The organism is Pseudarthrobacter sp. MOO14, assembly GCF_058267675.1.
In genome coordinates this window covers 2,816,214-2,831,934 of record NZ_CM177849.1, presented here as the reverse complement: position 1 = coordinate 2,831,934, position 15,721 = coordinate 2,816,214, and the positions used below count along the sequence as shown (strand labels likewise).

15 protein-coding genes are annotated in these 15,721 nt (G+C 66.0%); 8 read left to right on the top strand and 7 right to left on the bottom strand.

Annotated elements, in window-relative coordinates; all coding sequences use genetic code 11:
• Positions 1-2: 2 nt before the first annotated feature.
• Positions 3-788, bottom strand: coding sequence for a LamB/YcsF family protein (locus AC4EEV_RS13250; RefSeq protein WP_491329169.1), 786 nt, complete (start codon positions 786-788; stop codon positions 3-5).
• A gap of 392 nt (positions 789-1,180) precedes the next feature.
• On the opposite strand from AC4EEV_RS13250, the gene nac reads away from it, so the two are divergent.
• Entirely contained in the window at positions 1,181-2,143 is a 963-nt protein-coding gene (gene nac / locus AC4EEV_RS13245; protein WP_491329168.1) for a nitrogen assimilation transcriptional regulator NAC, read from the top strand.
• A gap of 123 nt (positions 2,144-2,266) precedes the next feature.
• Positions 2,267-2,509 carry a hypothetical protein gene (locus tag AC4EEV_RS13240; RefSeq protein WP_018763287.1) on the top strand — a complete coding sequence of 81 codons (243 nt, stop codon included), beginning with the start codon at positions 2,267-2,269 and terminating at the stop codon, positions 2,507-2,509.
• 98 nt (positions 2,510-2,607) lie between these two features.
• Here AC4EEV_RS13240 and AC4EEV_RS13235 read toward each other — a convergent pair whose 3' ends face one another.
• Together AC4EEV_RS13235 and AC4EEV_RS13230 are read right to left on the bottom strand one after the other, a co-directional pair.
• Complete coding sequence (locus tag AC4EEV_RS13235) at positions 2,608-3,303, bottom strand: 4-carboxy-4-hydroxy-2-oxoadipate aldolase/oxaloacetate decarboxylase (RefSeq protein ID WP_491329167.1); 696 nt, start codon at positions 3,301-3,303, stop codon at positions 2,608-2,610.
• A gap of 46 nt (positions 3,304-3,349) precedes the next feature.
• Positions 3,350-4,558 carry an aspartate transaminase gene (locus tag AC4EEV_RS13230; RefSeq protein WP_491329166.1) on the bottom strand — a complete coding sequence of 403 codons (1,209 nt, stop codon included), beginning with the start codon at positions 4,556-4,558 and terminating at the stop codon, positions 3,350-3,352.
• A gap of 332 nt (positions 4,559-4,890) precedes the next feature.
• On the opposite strand from AC4EEV_RS13230, the gene AC4EEV_RS13225 reads away from it, so the two are divergent.
• From AC4EEV_RS13225 to AC4EEV_RS13205, 5 genes are all read left to right on the top strand, one after another.
• The gene (locus tag AC4EEV_RS13225; RefSeq protein ID WP_240617826.1) at positions 4,891-5,454 is read left to right on the top strand and encodes a hypothetical protein; all 564 of its coding nucleotides are present in this window, start codon (positions 4,891-4,893) and stop codon (positions 5,452-5,454) included.
• A gap of 322 nt (positions 5,455-5,776) precedes the next feature.
• A complete protein-coding gene (locus AC4EEV_RS13220; protein ID WP_133831227.1) occupies positions 5,777-7,156 on the top strand; it encodes an MFS transporter in 1,380 nt (459 codons plus the stop codon).
• Positions 7,157-7,409: 253 nt separating this feature from the next.
• Positions 7,410-8,270 carry an SDR family NAD(P)-dependent oxidoreductase gene (locus tag AC4EEV_RS13215; protein WP_491329165.1) on the top strand — a complete coding sequence of 287 codons (861 nt, stop codon included), beginning with the start codon at positions 7,410-7,412 and terminating at the stop codon, positions 8,268-8,270.
• Positions 8,271-8,393: 123 nt separating this feature from the next.
• Entirely contained in the window at positions 8,394-8,693 is a 300-nt protein-coding gene (locus AC4EEV_RS13210) for a DUF4193 domain-containing protein (protein ID WP_018763281.1), read from the top strand.
• A 125-nt stretch (positions 8,694-8,818) separates the two neighbouring features.
• Complete coding sequence (locus tag AC4EEV_RS13205) at positions 8,819-9,889, top strand: quercetin 2,3-dioxygenase (RefSeq protein WP_491329164.1); 1,071 nt, start codon at positions 8,819-8,821, stop codon at positions 9,887-9,889.
• A gap of 53 nt (positions 9,890-9,942) precedes the next feature.
• On the opposite strand, the gene AC4EEV_RS13200 is transcribed toward AC4EEV_RS13205, so the two are convergent.
• Genes AC4EEV_RS13200 through AC4EEV_RS13185 form a run of 4 tightly spaced genes read right to left on the bottom strand, consistent with a single transcriptional unit; the run spans position 9,943 to position 14,729 of the window.
• On the bottom strand, positions 9,943-11,178 hold the full coding sequence (locus AC4EEV_RS13200) for a DUF3500 domain-containing protein (protein ID WP_491329163.1): 1,236 nt from the start codon (positions 11,176-11,178) through the stop codon (positions 9,943-9,945).
• Positions 11,156-12,889, bottom strand: coding sequence for an FAD-dependent monooxygenase (locus AC4EEV_RS13195; RefSeq protein WP_491329162.1), 1,734 nt, complete (start codon positions 12,887-12,889; stop codon positions 11,156-11,158). The genes AC4EEV_RS13200 and AC4EEV_RS13195 overlap by 23 nt, the downstream gene beginning before the upstream one ends.
• Entirely contained in the window at positions 12,889-13,770 is an 882-nt protein-coding gene (locus AC4EEV_RS13190) for a fumarylacetoacetate hydrolase family protein (protein ID WP_491329161.1), read from the bottom strand. The genes AC4EEV_RS13195 and AC4EEV_RS13190 overlap by 1 nt, the downstream gene beginning before the upstream one ends.
• Positions 13,771-13,829: 59 nt before the next feature.
• Positions 13,830-14,729, bottom strand: coding sequence for an alpha/beta hydrolase fold domain-containing protein (locus AC4EEV_RS13185; RefSeq protein WP_491329160.1), 900 nt, complete (start codon positions 14,727-14,729; stop codon positions 13,830-13,832).
• 234 nt (positions 14,730-14,963) lie between these two features.
• Here AC4EEV_RS13185 and AC4EEV_RS13180 point away from each other — a divergent pair, with 234 nt between their 5' ends.
• Entirely contained in the window at positions 14,964-15,716 is a 753-nt protein-coding gene (locus tag AC4EEV_RS13180) for a MerR family transcriptional regulator (protein WP_491329159.1), read from the top strand.
• The last annotated feature ends 5 nt before the right edge of the window (positions 15,717-15,721 follow it).

Sequence of the window (15,721 nt, the reverse complement as noted above, 5' to 3'; positions counted from 1 at the left end):
GGTCAGGAGACCTTTTGCTTTGCGGCGAGCACTTGTGCCAACGGGGCAATGGTGACCCCCGCGGCGACCAGTTCGCTGCGAACCAGGCGGGCAAGTTCGACGGCGCCCGGATTGTCGCCGTGGAGCAGCACCGTGTCGGCATGGACGGCGATGTCGCTGCCGGAGACTGTTTCGATGAGTCCTTCGGTCACCATCCGCACAGTGCGCCGGACAATGACGGAGGGGTCGTGGATCACGGCGCCGGGCCGGCTGCGCGGCACCAGAGTCCCGTCATCCTGGTAGGCGCGGTCCGCGATGCCAACGATGGCCACCCGCAGGCCGCGCTCCGCCGCCGCAGTGGCGAGTTCACCGTCCTGGGCCAGGATGATCAGCTTCGGGTCCACCCGGGCGGCAGCATCCGCCACAGCCCGGGCGTAGTCCGCACGGGTGGCCACCAGGTTGCCCAGGCGGCCGTGGGGAGCCAGGTGGGAGACGGTACCGCCGTGGTAGGCGGCAAACGCCGACAGGGCACCCAGCTGGTAGATGACGTCGTTGCGGACTTCGTCAGCCGTGAGGTCCATGGCGCGGCGGCCGAAGCCGCGAAGATCCGGGAAGCTCGGGTGGGCGCCGATGCCGACTCCCGTCCTGACACATTCAGCCACGGTGGCGTCCATGATGTCAGGGTCCCCTGCGTGGAAGCCGCAGGCGATGTTGGCGCTGGACACGATTTCCAGCAGGGCTTTGTCGTCACCGATCGAGTAGGCGCCAAAACCTTCACCAAGATCCGCTACGAGATCGACTGTGGGCATTGCGGGCCTTCCTCTGCTGGTGCTGCGGGTGTAAATCAGTGTGGCATCGGGATTGGAGCCACACAAAGACGAATGCGGTATCACGCTATAGGGAACAGTTATGACCTTTTGAGGCGCCATTGGCGACCCAAAAAATTCAACCGGCCCATGTTTAGTGACGCCAAGACTGGGCTTTCCAGCAAATTGCTTCCCCGCTTATGCACAAAACATATGCCGGCATCAAAACCGGTGATGGCTTGGGTGGGGATAGAATGCTCTGGTCATTGGAAAGTCATCTGCAATTAACCTATGCCCGAGACTCGGATCACACAAAGACGTATTGCCTGTCCCGCCATAGCGCCAACGTATGACCCCGCAGGCTGTGCCGTCCCCGGCTGGAAAAGAGGAGCGCTATGGACACCCGGAAGCTGGCGTACTTCGTGAAGATCGTCGACTCAGGAAGCATCACGAAGGCGGCCGCCGCCCTCCACGTCGCCCAGCCGGCGCTGAGCCAGCAGGTGTCGGCACTGGAAACGGAGCTGAAGCAGCGGCTCCTGATCCGGAGCAAGCAGGGCGTGGAGCCCACGGCGGCGGGCCATACCCTGTACCGGCATGCGCAGACCATCCTGCGGCAGGTGGAGCAGGCCAGGATCGATGTGGCAGCTTCAGGAGCTGCACCTTCAGGCCGCGTCTCCATAGCAATCGCTCCCTACAGCATGGCCTCAAGCCTCACTCCGCGGATTATCCGCGAAGTAGGACGGCGCTACCCAGACATCGTGCTGCACCTGACCGAGATTTACGGCGGCGTGCTCAGCGAGGCCATCAAGAACGGGCGGCTGGACATGGCCCTCATCTATGAACCGGGGCCCATCCGGGGCGTGCAGTTCACCACCCTCATCGTCGAGGACCTGTACCTGGTGGTCAACGCCGCGCGGGAGCTTCCGGTGGACCCAGGGGCCGGCACCATCGCCCTGGAAGCGGCGGCCACCCTGGGCCTGTTCCTGCCCGAACGGATCCACACCCTGCGCCAGGTGGTGGAGGCGGGCTTCGACAGCAAGGGCCTCACGCTGCACCTGGTGGGGGAAGTGGAATCGGTCCCGTCCCTGACCAGGTTGCTGCGCAGCGACCTGGGTGCGACCATCCTGCCCAAGTCGGCCGCGGATGCACTGTTCCACGAGGAGGACTTCCGGGTCCTGCGGATCACCAGGCCTGCATTGCAGTGCAAGATCGCGCTGTGCACTCCGGACCACGAACCGCTCTCCGAGGCCGGTTCCGCCGTACTGCTGGTACTGAAGGAAATGCTCCAGGAAATGCTGCGCAGCAAATACCAGCCGCTTTCCAGCGGAAAACCCTCCGCCGCCGCGGATGCGTCATAAGCGGCCCTTATCAGGTCACGCTCCATTAGTCTTATCCATGGAATTTACTGCGTCCTAGGATAAAAGCCATAAAGGTTCGCCAACGGCGTTTACCCGGCACAAATGATTCCCTTGGAGCCCAGCATGAAAAAGATCACCAGCCTGCAATACCGGAATTCCTCTGAACGACGGATCCAGCTCAAGGCCAGCACCGGTTCGCATTGCCCCACCAATGGCTTCTGGCGGGCCGAAGACGGCGCAGCCTCGGATCCGGTATTTGTCTTCGAGGGCAGCATGATGCCGCCGGGCAAGCGGGGATCCACCATGTGGTACCTGGACGACTCCCAGGTGGGGCCGCCTGCGTACCTTCTTCCGGGGATGAACTGAGGTGGCGTGAACCACCGCACCGCCGGCGGCCAAGAAGGCCCGGAGTTCCGAAAGGAACGCCGGGCCTCTCTGCTTTAACCCCATCATTGGGGGTGGAGCTACAGCGCCGGCTCCAATTCGGCGTCCTCCACCAGCAGGCCTTTGGCCTTCAGCACGTCGGTCAGTTTGCACAACTCGATGGTGGTGCCGCCTTCCTTATAGCGGCGGATGAGGTCGTCCTCAGCGTCCACGCGTGCCTGCGACAGCTTGATGACTTCCTCGATCTCATCCTTGCGGACCACCACCACGCCGTCGGCATCACCCAGCAGGACATCGCCCGGGTAGACAATTTCGTCGCCGAACACCAGGGGATGGTTGATCGGGCCAATGGTTTCCTTGACAGTCCCCTTGATGCAGACACTGCCGGAGAACACCGGCAATCCGAGTTCAACCAGGTCCTTGGTGTCGCGGACACCTGAATCCGTGACCATACCCGCCAGGCCTTTCGCCTTCATGGCGTTGCCCAGCACGTCGCCGAATGTCCCGGCTTCCTCGTACTCACCTGCTGCCACCAGGACAACGTCACCCTTCCGGGCGTAGTGAATGGCCACCTGAAGCATCAGATTGTCCCGCGGTGCACAGACCACGGTGACGGCGGGGCCACAGAAGGACATGCTGCGGTCGATCGGCTTGATCTTCGAACTCAGCGCACCTTTGCGGCCCTGTGCTTCATGCACTGTGGCAGAGGAGAACTTGGAAAGTCGCTGAACGGCATCTTCGGAAGGGCGGTCGAATTTCGTTTTGACATGGATCATGGGGTACTCCTGTTTTGTAGAAAGCGTGGGCAGAGTAGTGGTTGGGTCAGGCCAGCGCCCTGACGGCCTTTTCGATGGCAGCGATGGCATCGTCGATCACCGGCAGCCCGGTGGCATAGGAAATCCGGAAGTAGGGGCTTAGTCCGTACGCCGATCCCTGGATGACGGCAACTGACGCCGCTTCCAGCAGGTACAGCGTGAAGTCCTCGTCGTTGCTGATCTGCCTGCCATCGGGCGTCGTCTTGCCGATGACACCGGCGCAGTTGACGTACGCGTAAAAGGCGCCTTCCGGCGTCGCGCACTGCAGGCCATTGACCGCGTTCAGCCCGGAGACTGCCGCATCACGCCGTTCGCGGTACACCTCCACGCTTTCGCGGACGAATGCGTGGTCTCCGGTGAGTGCCGCGGCGGCAGCCGCCTGGCTGATCGAGGACGGGCAGGAGGACATCTGGGACTGCAGCTTGTTGATGGCAGCCACCAGGGGCGCCGGTCCGCCGGCGTAACCCAGCCGCCATCCGGTCATCGCGTAGGCCTTGGAGACCCCGTTGGTGACCAGCACACGGTCCTTAAGCTCAGGGGCAACAGCCACGAGACTGGTTATGGGCTCTTCGCCGAAGTGGATCTCGTCGTAGATCTCATCGGTGAGGACATAGACGCCAGGGTGGTCCTTGAGGACCGCGGCGAGGCCTTCCAGTTCTTCGCGGGAGTAGACGGCTCCTGTGGGGTTGGATGGCGTGTTGAGGATGACCCACTTGGTGTGCTCCGTCAGTGCGCCTGCCAGCGTCTCAGGGGTTAGTTTGAAACCGGAGTCCTCACCACAGGAAACGATGACGGGGGTGCCTTCGTTGGCGAGCACCATGTCCGGGTAGGAGACCCAGTACGGCGCGGGAATGACGACCTCGTCGCCCGGATTGAGGGTGGCCATGAACGCGGTGAAGATGACCTGCTTGCCGCCTCCCCCGATGGTGATTTCGCCGGCGGTGTAGTGCTGCCCGGTTTTGCGGTGCAGCGTCTGCAGGATGGCCTTTTGCAGTTCGGGCGTCCCGGTGACCGAGGTGTACTTGGTTTCACCACGGTCGATGGCCGCGACGGCAGCGTCCTTGATGTGCTGCGGCGTGTCGAAATCCGGCTCGCCGACCGTCAGGTCCAGGATCCGGCGGCCCTCGGCCTTGAGCTCCCTGACACGGGCCGCCGCGGCAACGCTGGGTGAGGATTTGATACGGGTTACGCGTGATGCGGGCACGAATTCAGGCATGGTGTCTTCCAGGCTTCCGGTACGGATGGGGGTGGTTCATTTGAGCCTAGGGAAGGAGCCGCCCCCTTGGATAAGACCTAAAGTGCGTGGACAGATAAGCAGCCCTTATGACGGAGCACTTAGAACTTTCGCCTATTGCTCCACGCACTTTCGGTATTGCCCTGCCGGCTTGCCTGGGGCGTAGCCTGCAGGGTGGATAACGGGCCCACCGAACGCAACGCGTCGCTCCCTCCCGCGACGCCTTCAATGCGATGGGCCGAACCGCAGGAGAGGTACGCCTGCCGCCGGGAGGCCGCGCGGCATGCAAACTCAAACGGAGACAAGGAGCAGAGGTGCCCGGCAGAGAAATTCACGATCGGATACCTCCGCGTACAGCCGGCACCGGAACGGGCGCGGCCGGCGTGGCAGCGTACCGGTACCGCGGCGTCCCGAAGCCGGACCCCGCGACGGCCCGAGCCCAACAAGCCTTGGCCGTGCTGGCCCAGCTGAGGACGACCCTCGCACTTCGGTCCAGCAGGGTACGTGCCCTCACCGCCGAGTTGGGTGATTGCCTTGCCCAGGCCGTGTGCGATGGCGTGAAGGTTGCCGCGGTTGCGAAGGCCGCCGGACAGCCTGCAGCCAGTATCCGGTCTGCCGCCCTGGCACGCGGCGAACTGTACCCGTCCGGCCAGACCCGAAGCGGGCATCTTCATCTCATTGCGGGATTGGCGTCGGAGCTTGCGGCAGCCGAGGGCGCCCGGAGTGCAGCGGAAGACGAACGAACGCGGGTACTGGCTTTGGCCAGGAAATCCCGGCTCCTCGACGACTACCAACTTGCCGGGGCAAGCGGGCTCAAGTCCGACGAAATCCGCAAAATGACCAGGGGCGTCGGCTTGCGTGTGGCCCAGCCGCAGTAATCGTCCCGCCTGATCCCCGGCCGGCGGGCCGGCGGGCCTTCCGCTCTCCCATCCCCATTCCACGGCGGGCTTCCGTGTTGTCCAAGGTCTCCGGCTCGTCGACTCCAAGCCATAACGAATCGCTATGTAGGTACATAAAAGCCGACTTTGTGTGACCCATACCGCAAACGTTAACTTGATGTTTGAGGCCGGTCCGCAAAGCCGTCAACACGATTTGCGAGAGAGCTCACAGCAGGACCAACAGGACATTCCATTCAAGATCTCTTTCCGAGAGCCCAGGTTTAGCGGCAACCGGTGTTCACCCATCACCCACGGAGACGAAATGACAGAAACCACACTTCCCAGGAAGACCCCGGTCAAGGCCGCAATCGCGGCCTGGATCGGCACGACGTTGGAGTACTACGACTTCGCGGTGTATGGCACCTCGTCGGCGTTGGTTTTGAACGTGCTCTTCTTTTCACCCGATCTTCCCCAGGGCCTCAGCGTGCTGCTCGCCATGATCACCTTCGCGGTCGGCTACGCGGTACGCCCCCTCGGCGCCCTCATCCTGGGACCGCTGGGCGATCGTCGCGGCCGCAAGTTCGTCATGATGATCACACTGTTCGGCATCGGCGGCTGCACCTTCCTGATCGGGTGCCTGCCCACGTACGCCCAAATCGGTCCTCTTGCTCCGATCTTGCTCGTGCTGATCCGCGTCATCCAAGGACTGTGCCTTTCCGGTGAGCAGCCCAGTGCCATCACCATGAGCCTGGAGCATGCTTCCGAAGGCCGGCGCGGGTTCCTCGCGAGCTTCACCACCTTGGGTTCCTCCTCCGGCACGCTGCTCACCCTGCTGGTGTTCATCCCGATCGCCGCCATGCCCTCGGAGCAGTTGCTGAGCTGGGGTTGGCGGCTGCCGTTCTGGGCCTCCGCCCTCGTCGTCGTCGCTGCCTACCTGATCCGCCGCCACATCGAGGAGCCGCCGGAGTTCGTAAAGGCCCAGGCCGCCAAGGTGAACGCTGCTCCCCTCCGGCATCTTCTGCGCTTCCACTGGCGTGCTGTGCTGCGGATCGTGTTCTGTGCCCTCATCGCGGGCACCAGCTACATGATGCAGACCTTCTCGGTGGCGTTCGGTACCGCCGGATACAAGCTGGATAAGCCGACCATGCTCCTGACGACTACCGTCTCGGCCGTGATCGCGCTCGGCATCACACCCCTGGCTGGATTCCTTGTGGACAAGATCGGCCGCAAGACGATGTTCCTCATCGCAACGGGCGGCGTGGGCGTCACGATGGCGCCCTATCTGTGGTCAATCACGACCGGCAACTGGTCGCTGATCTTCCTGTTTGGCATCATCAACTACTCCCTTTTCTACTCGATGGTGAACGCGTCCTGGCCGTCATTCTTCGCAGAGATGTTCCCCGGCCGGCTGCGCGTCTCCGGACTCGCCCTTGGGACCCAGGTCGGCTTTGCCATCTCGGGCGTCATCGGCCCCGTTCTCTCGACAGCACTCGCTGGCCCCGACCTGAAGGATTGGGTCGGACCGTCCATGGTGGCGCTCGGGTTCATGGTCCTGGCAGGAGCCTCAGCCCTCACCGCCAAGGAGACCAAAAAGTACACCCTCAAGGAGCTCGACGAGGTGCAGCAGAGCGAACGGGAAACGTCCGTCCTCACGGCCGCGGCCATGTCCCCAACCTCAGCTGCCCGCGGCCTCGCCGGTTAGACCGAAAAGCAGGATGACGGGATATCTCCCTTGAGATGATCACGGACTCGCTGTACGTCCCACAACGTTGATTCCGTTGTGAGCAAGTGAAGACCTCTTAGTGACGGCACCGACAGCCAACCACTAAGGGGTCTTCCTGTTGCCAGGGCCGCCGCACCACAAATACCCGCGTACCCTGGTTCCAGTCCGGAAGACCCTGGCCCGCCGCCCCAATAAGTGCTGGGATAGTGCTGGCGATGTGGAGGCGATGGCGATGGCACGGTTGGACGGGCGGATTGCGGTAGTGACCGGGGCGGCCGGCGGTATTGGACGGGCGGTTGCTGCCGGCCTTGCCCGCGACGGGGCCGCCGTCGTGGTGGTGGCCCGCAGCCAGGCCCGCGCCCTGGCGGCCATGGCGGATATCCGGACGCGCGTCCCGGCCGCGGAGCTGGAGCCCCTGGCCTGTGACCTGTCGCTGCAATCGTCCATCCGTGAGGCCATGGCCGAGCTGAAATCCCGTCACGGCCGGGTGGACGTCCTGGTGAACACCGCCGGCGTATTCCGGAAGGAACGCCAGGAAACCGCGGAAGGGCTGGAGCTCACCTTTGCCACGAACGTGATGTCCTATTTCCTGGTGACCGGACTCCTCCTGGATGCCCTCAAGAAGGGTGCCACAGCTGCCCTGCCGTCACGCATCATCAATATCGCCTCCAAATACGGCAACGTCAGGCTCCCGTTCGATGACCTGCAGACCGCCACGGGCAAATACAGTTTCCTCCGTTCCACGCCGCCCACCATGCTGGCCCGGATCCTGCTGACGCAGGAGTTCGCCGAACGGCTGCGCGGCACGGGCGTGGTGGCCAATGCGGTGCACCCGGGACTGGTGCGGAATACGGGGCTGCTGCAGGACGTGGGCGGTCCGTTGCGCCGGCTGACCAACACGCTGGGCAAATCGGCGGAACGGGCCGCGGACACGCCGCTGTGGCTGGCAACCTCGCCCGAGGCTGCAGCCGTGACCGGCAAGTTGTGGGCGAAGCGGAAACAGCTTCCCACCCCGGGCATGGGCTCGGACCCGGAAGCCAGGCGGCGGTTGTGGGAGGCGTGCGTGCGCCTGGCCGGTACGGATTTCGCGTGAACGGCTCCCGGACGGCAACGGACGGGCCAACGTAGCGGGCAGGGAATTTGTTGACGCGCCCCTGCGTTGTCGATCTGTCCAGAACAATCTGGACAACTGCAGCTCGACAGGAGAAAACACCACATGTCAGTTGACTACGACGCTCCGCGGGTTACTCCCGAGGAAGAGCCGAACGTCGCTTTGGAGGAGCTGAAGTCCGATAAGTCCGGCCGCCGGGAGGCCAGTCCCGACATGGACGAGACGGACCTCGCGGACAGCTTCGAGCTGCCCGGCGCGGATCTTTCCAACGAGGAACTCCTTATCCAGGTGGTCCCGGTGCAGGCCGATGAGTTCACCTGCATGTCCTGCTTCCTGGTCCACCACCGCAGCCAGCTGGCCCGGGAAAAGGACGGCAAGAAGTACTGCAAGGAATGTGAGGGATAGCCGGCAGGCAGGCCGGCCAGGTACGGATTCCAACCATTGGAATCCGGGCTCGTGGACGGAGCGTGTGGAAGCCATGATGTAGGTCACGCTCCGGCAAGGGCCGGCCGACTGGAAAGAAGGAAACCATGTCCCTCAGCGTTGAGGAAATGAACAAGCAACTCCCGGTGGCCAACGCGCTGCCCGGCGAGGCAGTCCCGTATTACATGGCGTCCGGTGAGGGCGCACGCTACGAGATCAACGGCCAGCTGGTGACAGTCATCGCCCGCGCCGCCGATACCGGAGGGATCTTCAGCGCAGCCTACGTTTCCGGCGGCATGGGAGCCGAATCCCCCTTTGTCAGCCACAGCATCGAGCACAAGACGCTCTACGTGTTCGATGGAATCCTGCACGTCTGGCTGCCTGGCGAGAGCCGGATCCTCACGCCGGGCGACTCGGTGGTCATCCCCCCGAACACTCCGCACGCCTACCGGATGGCGAGCCACTACACCCGGTTCCTGAACTGGATGACTCCCGGCGGCGGCGAAAAGTACTACGAGCGGGTGGGAACGCCCATCGATTCGCACGTCCCGCCGGCCAGGCCCGGACACAAGGCCAGCCTGCAGGAGCAGGCCGAGGTGGGCGCCGAGTTCGGCATCACGTTCCCCGACGTTGAGCGCGTGGCGGCGTCGTTCAAGCACGACGCCGGCCTGCCGCCCACGCAGAGCCCCTACTTCCTTAGCGCCGGCGAGGGTGAGCGGCTGGCCAGCTACCAGACGATGTTCACCTACCTGTCCCGGCCCGCCAACACCGGCTCGAACTACTTCGCCGTGCACACCAAGGGCGCCAAATCCCCCTACATTCCGCTGCACTTCCACTCACAGCACACGGAGAACTTCCTCTGCACCGAAGGCCGGATGTGGCTCTACGCCAACGGCCGCGAGATGCTGCTGACCAAGGGTGACTTTGTGCACGCCCCCGCGGGCACCGTCCACTCGTTCGCCCTCGACGCCCACAACACCCAGATGGTGGGGTTCCTGACGCCCTCGGTCTTCAACGGGTTCTTCGAGTACTTCAACCAGCCCACCGAGGACTACATGTACACCGAGGGCGGCGAACCCTACATGGACATGGAGGGTTTCGGCCGCGCCCAAGCCGAAATGGACCTGACGGTGGTGGGGCCGCCGCCCCAGCGCCGCGCAGCCCTGGACATCCCCTAAGCCGCACCACAGAAGGCCCGGACTTCCGAGAGGAAATCCGGGCCTTCCCTGTGTTACCGGGTGGTTTGCCTGACGAGTTCCCGGCCGTAGTCGTTGCCGTTGGGCGTGCGGACCACGGTGTGCATGTGGAACGGGGCAGGTTCGTCGTTGCTGAGGAACACGCCGGTGTGGTGGTCCAGTTCCAGCACCACCACAGGGCTTTGCAGGCGGAAGTAGAAGGCCTCCCCGCCTTCCCAGCCGCCGATCCAGCTGAAGTACGTTTCGCCGTAGTGCTCGCGGATTTCGCGGCGACGGGCTGCGCGCGGGCCTTCCGGGAGGTACGCGATGAAATCATCCACCACCGCGTCCAGCAAGGCGCGCGCCCCGGAGGGCATATCAGCAGCCCGGATGCCCTCGTACGGGATCACCCGGTTGTCCTGGAAACAGCCGCCCAGGTGCCGTTCGTCCCCGGGGTGAAGGCGGCCTTCCGGCATGGCAGGGTCCACCATTGCCCCGTAGACAACGGCGCGGGAGCGCAGCTCGGCGGGCAGGGCGCCCATCAGTTCCCGGGCCAGGGCGATGCGGTCCTTGAATACTTTGACGCCCCGGTGCGGGCCGGCGTCGATCATGTCCGGCTCGGCGCCCATGAACACCGGCGAGATGACCAGCTGGGTGCCTGCTACCAGGCAGTTCAGCGCCGCATGGTGGCCAAAGAGCTGCCACCCCCACGGTTCGGTTTCTGACGGCCCGCCGTAGAGGGCGAAGTTGTAGCTGAACTCGTTCATCAGCAGCGGTAGCTCCACCAGGTCGCCCAGGAAGCCGTTGATGCGCATCAGGTTCCGCACCAGTTCGAACCCTTCGGCGCTCAGGCTGGCTTCCACCACGCCAAGCACGGCGTCGCGCACCGCGGGTTCCAGTTCATCGAGCCGGAGGCCGGTGTCGTGCTGCATGAACTCCGGGTTGGCCCAGCTCTGCCATTCGGGGGCGTCCACGGCGTGGCTGAGCTTCCGGGCCCGGTCAGCGTCCAGGGTGCCCAGGAGCTTGCGGGCTGCCGCCACCATCTGCGCGGTGGGCGCTTCTTCGCCGGGCCGCGCCGGTGCGAGCGGGTACAGGCCTTCCCGCCGGACGCCGTCGCTGGTGATCCCGGTGAAGGGCTGCGGGTAGAGTTGCTGCCACCCTTCGATCATGGGCCCGGCGAACGAATCGGTCTTGGCGGCTTCCGCGTACGCGCGGGCGTCCAGTCCGCGGATCCCAGCGACGCGCGGGTGGTCCGGGGAGAACAGGTAGTCACGGAAGGACGGCGTCTGCACGGATGCTCCTGGTGGTCTCGAGGGAAGTGGGCGACCAGCCGGCCGCCACGGACAAGGCGGCGCCTGCGGCCGCGGCGGAATTGCCCCGCCACGCCACGTGCTGGTCCGGGCGGACCAGCAGGGTGCCGGCACCCCATACCTGCGAAAGGTGCGTGCCGTCGTCGGCTGGTCCGACGACGGCGATGGTCACCGGGCAGCCGGTGCGGGCAGCCGCCGCCAGCACCGGCTGGAAGGCTTCCGCCGCCGGCACCCCGGCCAGCGCGCCGGCGTCGGCCAGCAGCGTGAAGCCGATTCCCAAGTGGCTGTACAGGGAGGTGCCGTCCGCCAGCCAGGCGTGCGGCAGCAGGGCGCCGGGGGTGGCTGAGGGAAGGTAGTGGATGGGGTCCTCGGCGGGGGCTGGCAGGGCGTCCGGCACCACCAGGGTTGAGTCCGCGTACGAATAGCCGAGCACCAGGCCCAGTGAGTCGAACTCGCTCTGCTTTATGGCCAGTGCCGCATTGGCGGCCCGCCGCGCCGCGTCGCCCCGTGCCCCTGGGGCCGCGAGGTGGGTGTCCGCGAAGTGGTACGCCAGGGCCTTGCCGTTTTCGGCGGCGTCCCGGATGGTGCGGGCGGCCACCGGTCGGCGCTCCTCCCCATAGCTGGGCAGGAGTCCGGGGCCGGCCCATCCGTTGATGGCGGCGGCGAGCTTCCAGGCCAGGTTGGCGGCGTCGCCGATGCAGGTGTTGAAGCCGTGGCCGCCCCACGGTGGGTTCAGGTGTGCGGCGTCGCCCACCAGGAAGATGCTGCCGTGGCTGTACTCCGGGGCCAGCAGCATCCGGGCGGTCCACGGGTCGGTGGCCACCACGTCAATGTCCACCTCCGCGCCCACGAGGGAGCGGACCATCGCGGCGGCATCTTCCGTGGTGACGTTGACGGCGGGATCCACGCCCTGGACGATCGCCCACCAGGTGCCTTCCAGGTCCATGGGCCCCACCATGCCGGAGGTTTCGGACCCCACCACCCAGTACTGGACGGCCGGGTCCAGTGCGATGGCGGATGCCAGGGACTGCGAGCGGAACAGGATGCTGACGTTGGACAAGGCCGCGGAGCCGCCTTCCAGCCGCAGCCCCAGGCTGCGGCGGACGGTGGAGGACCCGCCGTCGGCTCCGATCAGGTATTGTGCCCACAGCGTGCGGGAGGTGCCCACCGCATCGGTGACGACGACGGCGTGCGGCCCGGTGGCATCGCCGCCGGCGGGGCCGGCATCGGTGACAGACCACCCGGTGACGAAGGTGACCAGGGGGTTGTCCGTTGCGGCGTTGCGGAGGACTTCCTCAAGGACCGGCTGCGGCACCTGCTGGCCGCACTCGGGTTGCGGGCCGTACCGGCCGGGGACCAGTTGGAAGGCGTTGCGGAACCGGCGCAGTTCGTGGGCGGCGGAGCCGGTGAGCCCGGTGCAGAAGATCACGTCCTGCCCGTGGTCCACCGGCAGCGGCGCCGCGTCCCGAAGCAGGTCCGCGAGCCCAAGCCGACGCAGGTGGGTCATGGTGCGGGCGTTGGTGGTCTTGGCCCGCGGCCTGGTGTGGTCCACGGCGGTGCGGGGTTCGATGACGGTGCTGGCGATGCCGCGGGAGGCGAGGTCCAATGCCAGGAAGAGCCCGCTGGGGCCGCCGCCGGCGATGAGGACCTGCACCTCCGCCGGAAGGTCTGCAGCGTGATGGGATGCGGTCATCAGGCACGGCTCCGCAGGGAAAGGTCCCCCACCGGTGTGGTCAGTGTGCCAAGCTTCTCGATCTCCACTTCCACGGTGTCGCCGGGCTGGAGGAGCCACTGCGGGGTGCGGGCATAGCCAACGCCGTCGGGGGTGCCGGTGGCGATGACGTCGCCGGGGTGCAGCGTGAACGTCTGGCTGATGAGGGCAATGATGGCGGGGACGGAGAAGATCATGTCCCGGGTGTTGCCGTTCTGGGCCTCGATGCCGTTGACGCGGGTGCGGACCTGCAGGCCTTCGCGGAGGTCCCCCACCTCATCGCGGCTGACCAGGGGACCCAGCGGCCCGCTGAAATCGCCGTTCTTGCCCAGGGTCCACTGCGAGGTGAGCTTCTGGGCCCTGCGGGAGGTGATGTCGTTGAACGTGGAGTAGCCAAAGACGGCGTCGCCGGCGGCGGATTCGTCCACTGACTCGACCCGGCGGCCGATGTAGGCGGCCACTTCGCCCTCCCAGTCCAGCCCGTCTTCACCGGCGGGGACGGGGACCGGGACGTTGCCCACCGACAGGGACGCCGTCCAGCGGGCGAACAGGGTGGGGTACGGGGGCAGTTCCTGGTCCTTGAAGCTGCCTTCGGCAACGTGTGCCTTGTAGTTCAGCCCGACGCAGATAACCCGGGCCGAGGCCGGGACCAGCGGCACCTCGGTGACGCTGGCGCGCTCCAGCCAGGCGCCGGCGTCGGACGCTTCACTGCCTGCCGCGCCGGCAACCAGGCCCGCGGCCTTGTCCTGCCAGCCCTCGGCGTCGGCCCAGAATCCGGGGACGGGTACGAGCGGGAGGAGCCGGGAACCGGCGAGGGCGGCTGCCCAAGGTTCGCCGTGGTGGGTGGTGCCGATGAACTGCATGGAGGCCTTTCAGGTCCGGTTCCCGGAGTGCGCGTACACACCGGGCAAGGGTTGGGAAATCAGTGCAGGTCCGCCTGGCGGCGGAAGAACTCGATGGTGGCGGCGGTGGCCTGTTCCGCGGCCGTGGTGCTGCGGTCCGGGAGCTGCCACATGTGGTCCGCGTCCTCCAGCAGGAGGAGGTCGACGACGTTTCCGGCGGCTTCCAGCGCGGCGGCGAAGGTGGTGGACTGTTCCACGGGGACGAAGCGGTCGGCCGTGCCATGGATCAGCAGGAACGGCGGCGCGGCCGGGTGTACGTAGGTGGCCGGACTGGCGGCGCGTGCTGTGGCGGGGGCATCCGCCGGCTGGGCACCGATCAGGAGGGATTCACGGGAGCCGGGGTCGTCGGCGCTTGCAACGGCGTCAGGCCGCGCCTGGGACCCCATGGCCACTAGGTCCGTGGGCGGGTACCAGGCCACGACGCCGGCCACGCGGCTGTCCCCGTCAGCGTCGGGGCTATGGGTAGGGTCCACAAAATCCGCGCCTTCTGCCGTCAGGCCGAGGAGACTGGCCAGGTGGCCGCCGGCGGAGTCACCCCAGGCGTAGATCCGGTCCGGGTCCACCCCGTACCCGGCAGCGTGGGCCCGGAGCCAGCGGACGGCTGCTTTGGCGTCCAGCAGTTGCGCCGGGAAGGTGGCGGTGTCCGTCAGGCGGTAGTCGGCCGAAGCCACCACGAAGCCGGCGGCCGCGAGCTGCTCGATAGGGCTGAGCCCGAACCCGTCCACGCCAGGTCCCAGGGAGGACCGCTCCCCCGTCCGCCAGCCGCCGCCGTGGAAATGGACGACGGCGGGCAGGCCGGCCTGGCGGCTGCCCCCGCCTCCCGGGGGCGCCGCCGCCGGAAGGTAAAGGTCCAGCAGCAGCGGGTCCGCGTTCTGTGGCCGGCCGAACTCGATCCCCCGGAGGATCCGCAGTGCCGTCATCGTTGACTCCATGTGTGCCGCGCCGTTTCTGTCCTGTTGCCTCTGTCCCGGCGTTGCCGGGCGCCGGACCAAGGTGTGGTCCGCGTTCATGGACTCAACTGTGGGGCATGGGCGGGTCCGGATGCGCGGGTGGTTTCACTGAATGAAACTGGTTCGGGGCCGGAGCCCGTTGTCACGAAATTTTGGCATGGCCGGGGTTGAACCTGACGTGGCGTCAGGTCCTACGGTGGCGGTATGGAACAGCTGGACGAACCGCTCTGGAGCATTGGGAAGCTGGCCGCGGCAACGGGCGTAACCGTGCGGGCACTGCACCATTACGACAGCATCGGCTTGCTCCAGGCGAGCGCCAGGACCAGCGCAGGCCACCGCCGGTACACGGAGCAGGACCTGCGGCGCCTTTACAGCATCAGGACGCTGCGTTCGTTGGGGGTTCCACTCGGCGGGATCGCTGCGGCACTGGACCGTTCCGGCGGCCCGGACGCCCTGCAGGGCCTGCTGTTGCGGCAACTTGAAGCTTTGGCCGGCCAGGCCGCGCAGCTGGAGCAGCTCCAGCGGACCATCAGGGAACTGTTGGAACGCATCAACAGCCACGGGCACGTCGGCCCCGGCAACTTCACCACCATTTTGGAAAGGATGACCATGTTTGAGAACTACTTCACCAGCGACCAGCGCCGGGAGCTCGATGAGCGCCGCGCACAGTTGGGGCAGCAGGGGACGGATGACTCACGGAACGAGTGGGTGGGCCTGGTGGAGGAGGGTCTGCGGCAGGTGTCCGCCGGCGTCGCCGCGGATGCCCCGGAAGCCCGGGAGCTGGTGCGCCGCTGGGATGAGCTGGGTTCGCGTTTCCACAGCAGCGAGGGCACCAAGGCGGCCGCCCGCAGCATGTGGAACGAGAACAGTGACGAACTGAGCCAGGCACTGCCCTGGACCGCGGGGCAGATGCAGTCGCTGGTTGCCTACCTGCAGGAGGTCCGCGATGCCGGGTAAGCCTG

Bases quoted from the DNA above. Each gene is read 5' to 3' on its own strand.
- AC4EEV_RS13180 (WP_491329159.1), top strand. From the start codon at position 14,964: ATGGAACAGCTGGACGAACCGCTCTGGAGCATTGGGAAGCTGGCCGCG.
- AC4EEV_RS13215 (WP_491329165.1), top strand. From the start codon at position 7,410: ATGGCACGGTTGGACGGGCGGATTGCGGTAGTGACCGGGGCGGCCGGC.
- AC4EEV_RS13195 (WP_491329162.1), bottom strand. From the start codon at position 12,889: ATGACCGCATCCCATCACGCTGCAGACCTTCCGGCGGAGGTGCAGGTC.
- AC4EEV_RS13250 (WP_491329169.1), bottom strand. From the start codon at position 788: ATGCCCACAGTCGATCTCGTAGCGGATCTTGGTGAAGGTTTTGGCGCC.
- AC4EEV_RS13190 (WP_491329161.1), bottom strand. From the start codon at position 13,770: ATGCAGTTCATCGGCACCACCCACCACGGCGAACCTTGGGCAGCCGCC.
- AC4EEV_RS13220 (WP_133831227.1), top strand. From the start codon at position 5,777: ATGACAGAAACCACACTTCCCAGGAAGACCCCGGTCAAGGCCGCAATC.
- AC4EEV_RS13235 (WP_491329167.1), bottom strand. From the start codon at position 3,303: ATGATCCATGTCAAAACGAAATTCGACCGCCCTTCCGAAGATGCCGTT.
- AC4EEV_RS13210 (WP_018763281.1), top strand. From the start codon at position 8,394: ATGTCAGTTGACTACGACGCTCCGCGGGTTACTCCCGAGGAAGAGCCG.
- nac (WP_491329168.1), top strand. From the start codon at position 1,181: ATGGACACCCGGAAGCTGGCGTACTTCGTGAAGATCGTCGACTCAGGA.
- AC4EEV_RS13230 (WP_491329166.1), bottom strand. From the start codon at position 4,558: ATGCCTGAATTCGTGCCCGCATCACGCGTAACCCGTATCAAATCCTCA.
- AC4EEV_RS13205 (WP_491329164.1), top strand. From the start codon at position 8,819: ATGTCCCTCAGCGTTGAGGAAATGAACAAGCAACTCCCGGTGGCCAAC.
- AC4EEV_RS13185 (WP_491329160.1), bottom strand. From the start codon at position 14,729: ATGACGGCACTGCGGATCCTCCGGGGGATCGAGTTCGGCCGGCCACAG.
- AC4EEV_RS13240 (WP_018763287.1), top strand. From the start codon at position 2,267: ATGAAAAAGATCACCAGCCTGCAATACCGGAATTCCTCTGAACGACGG.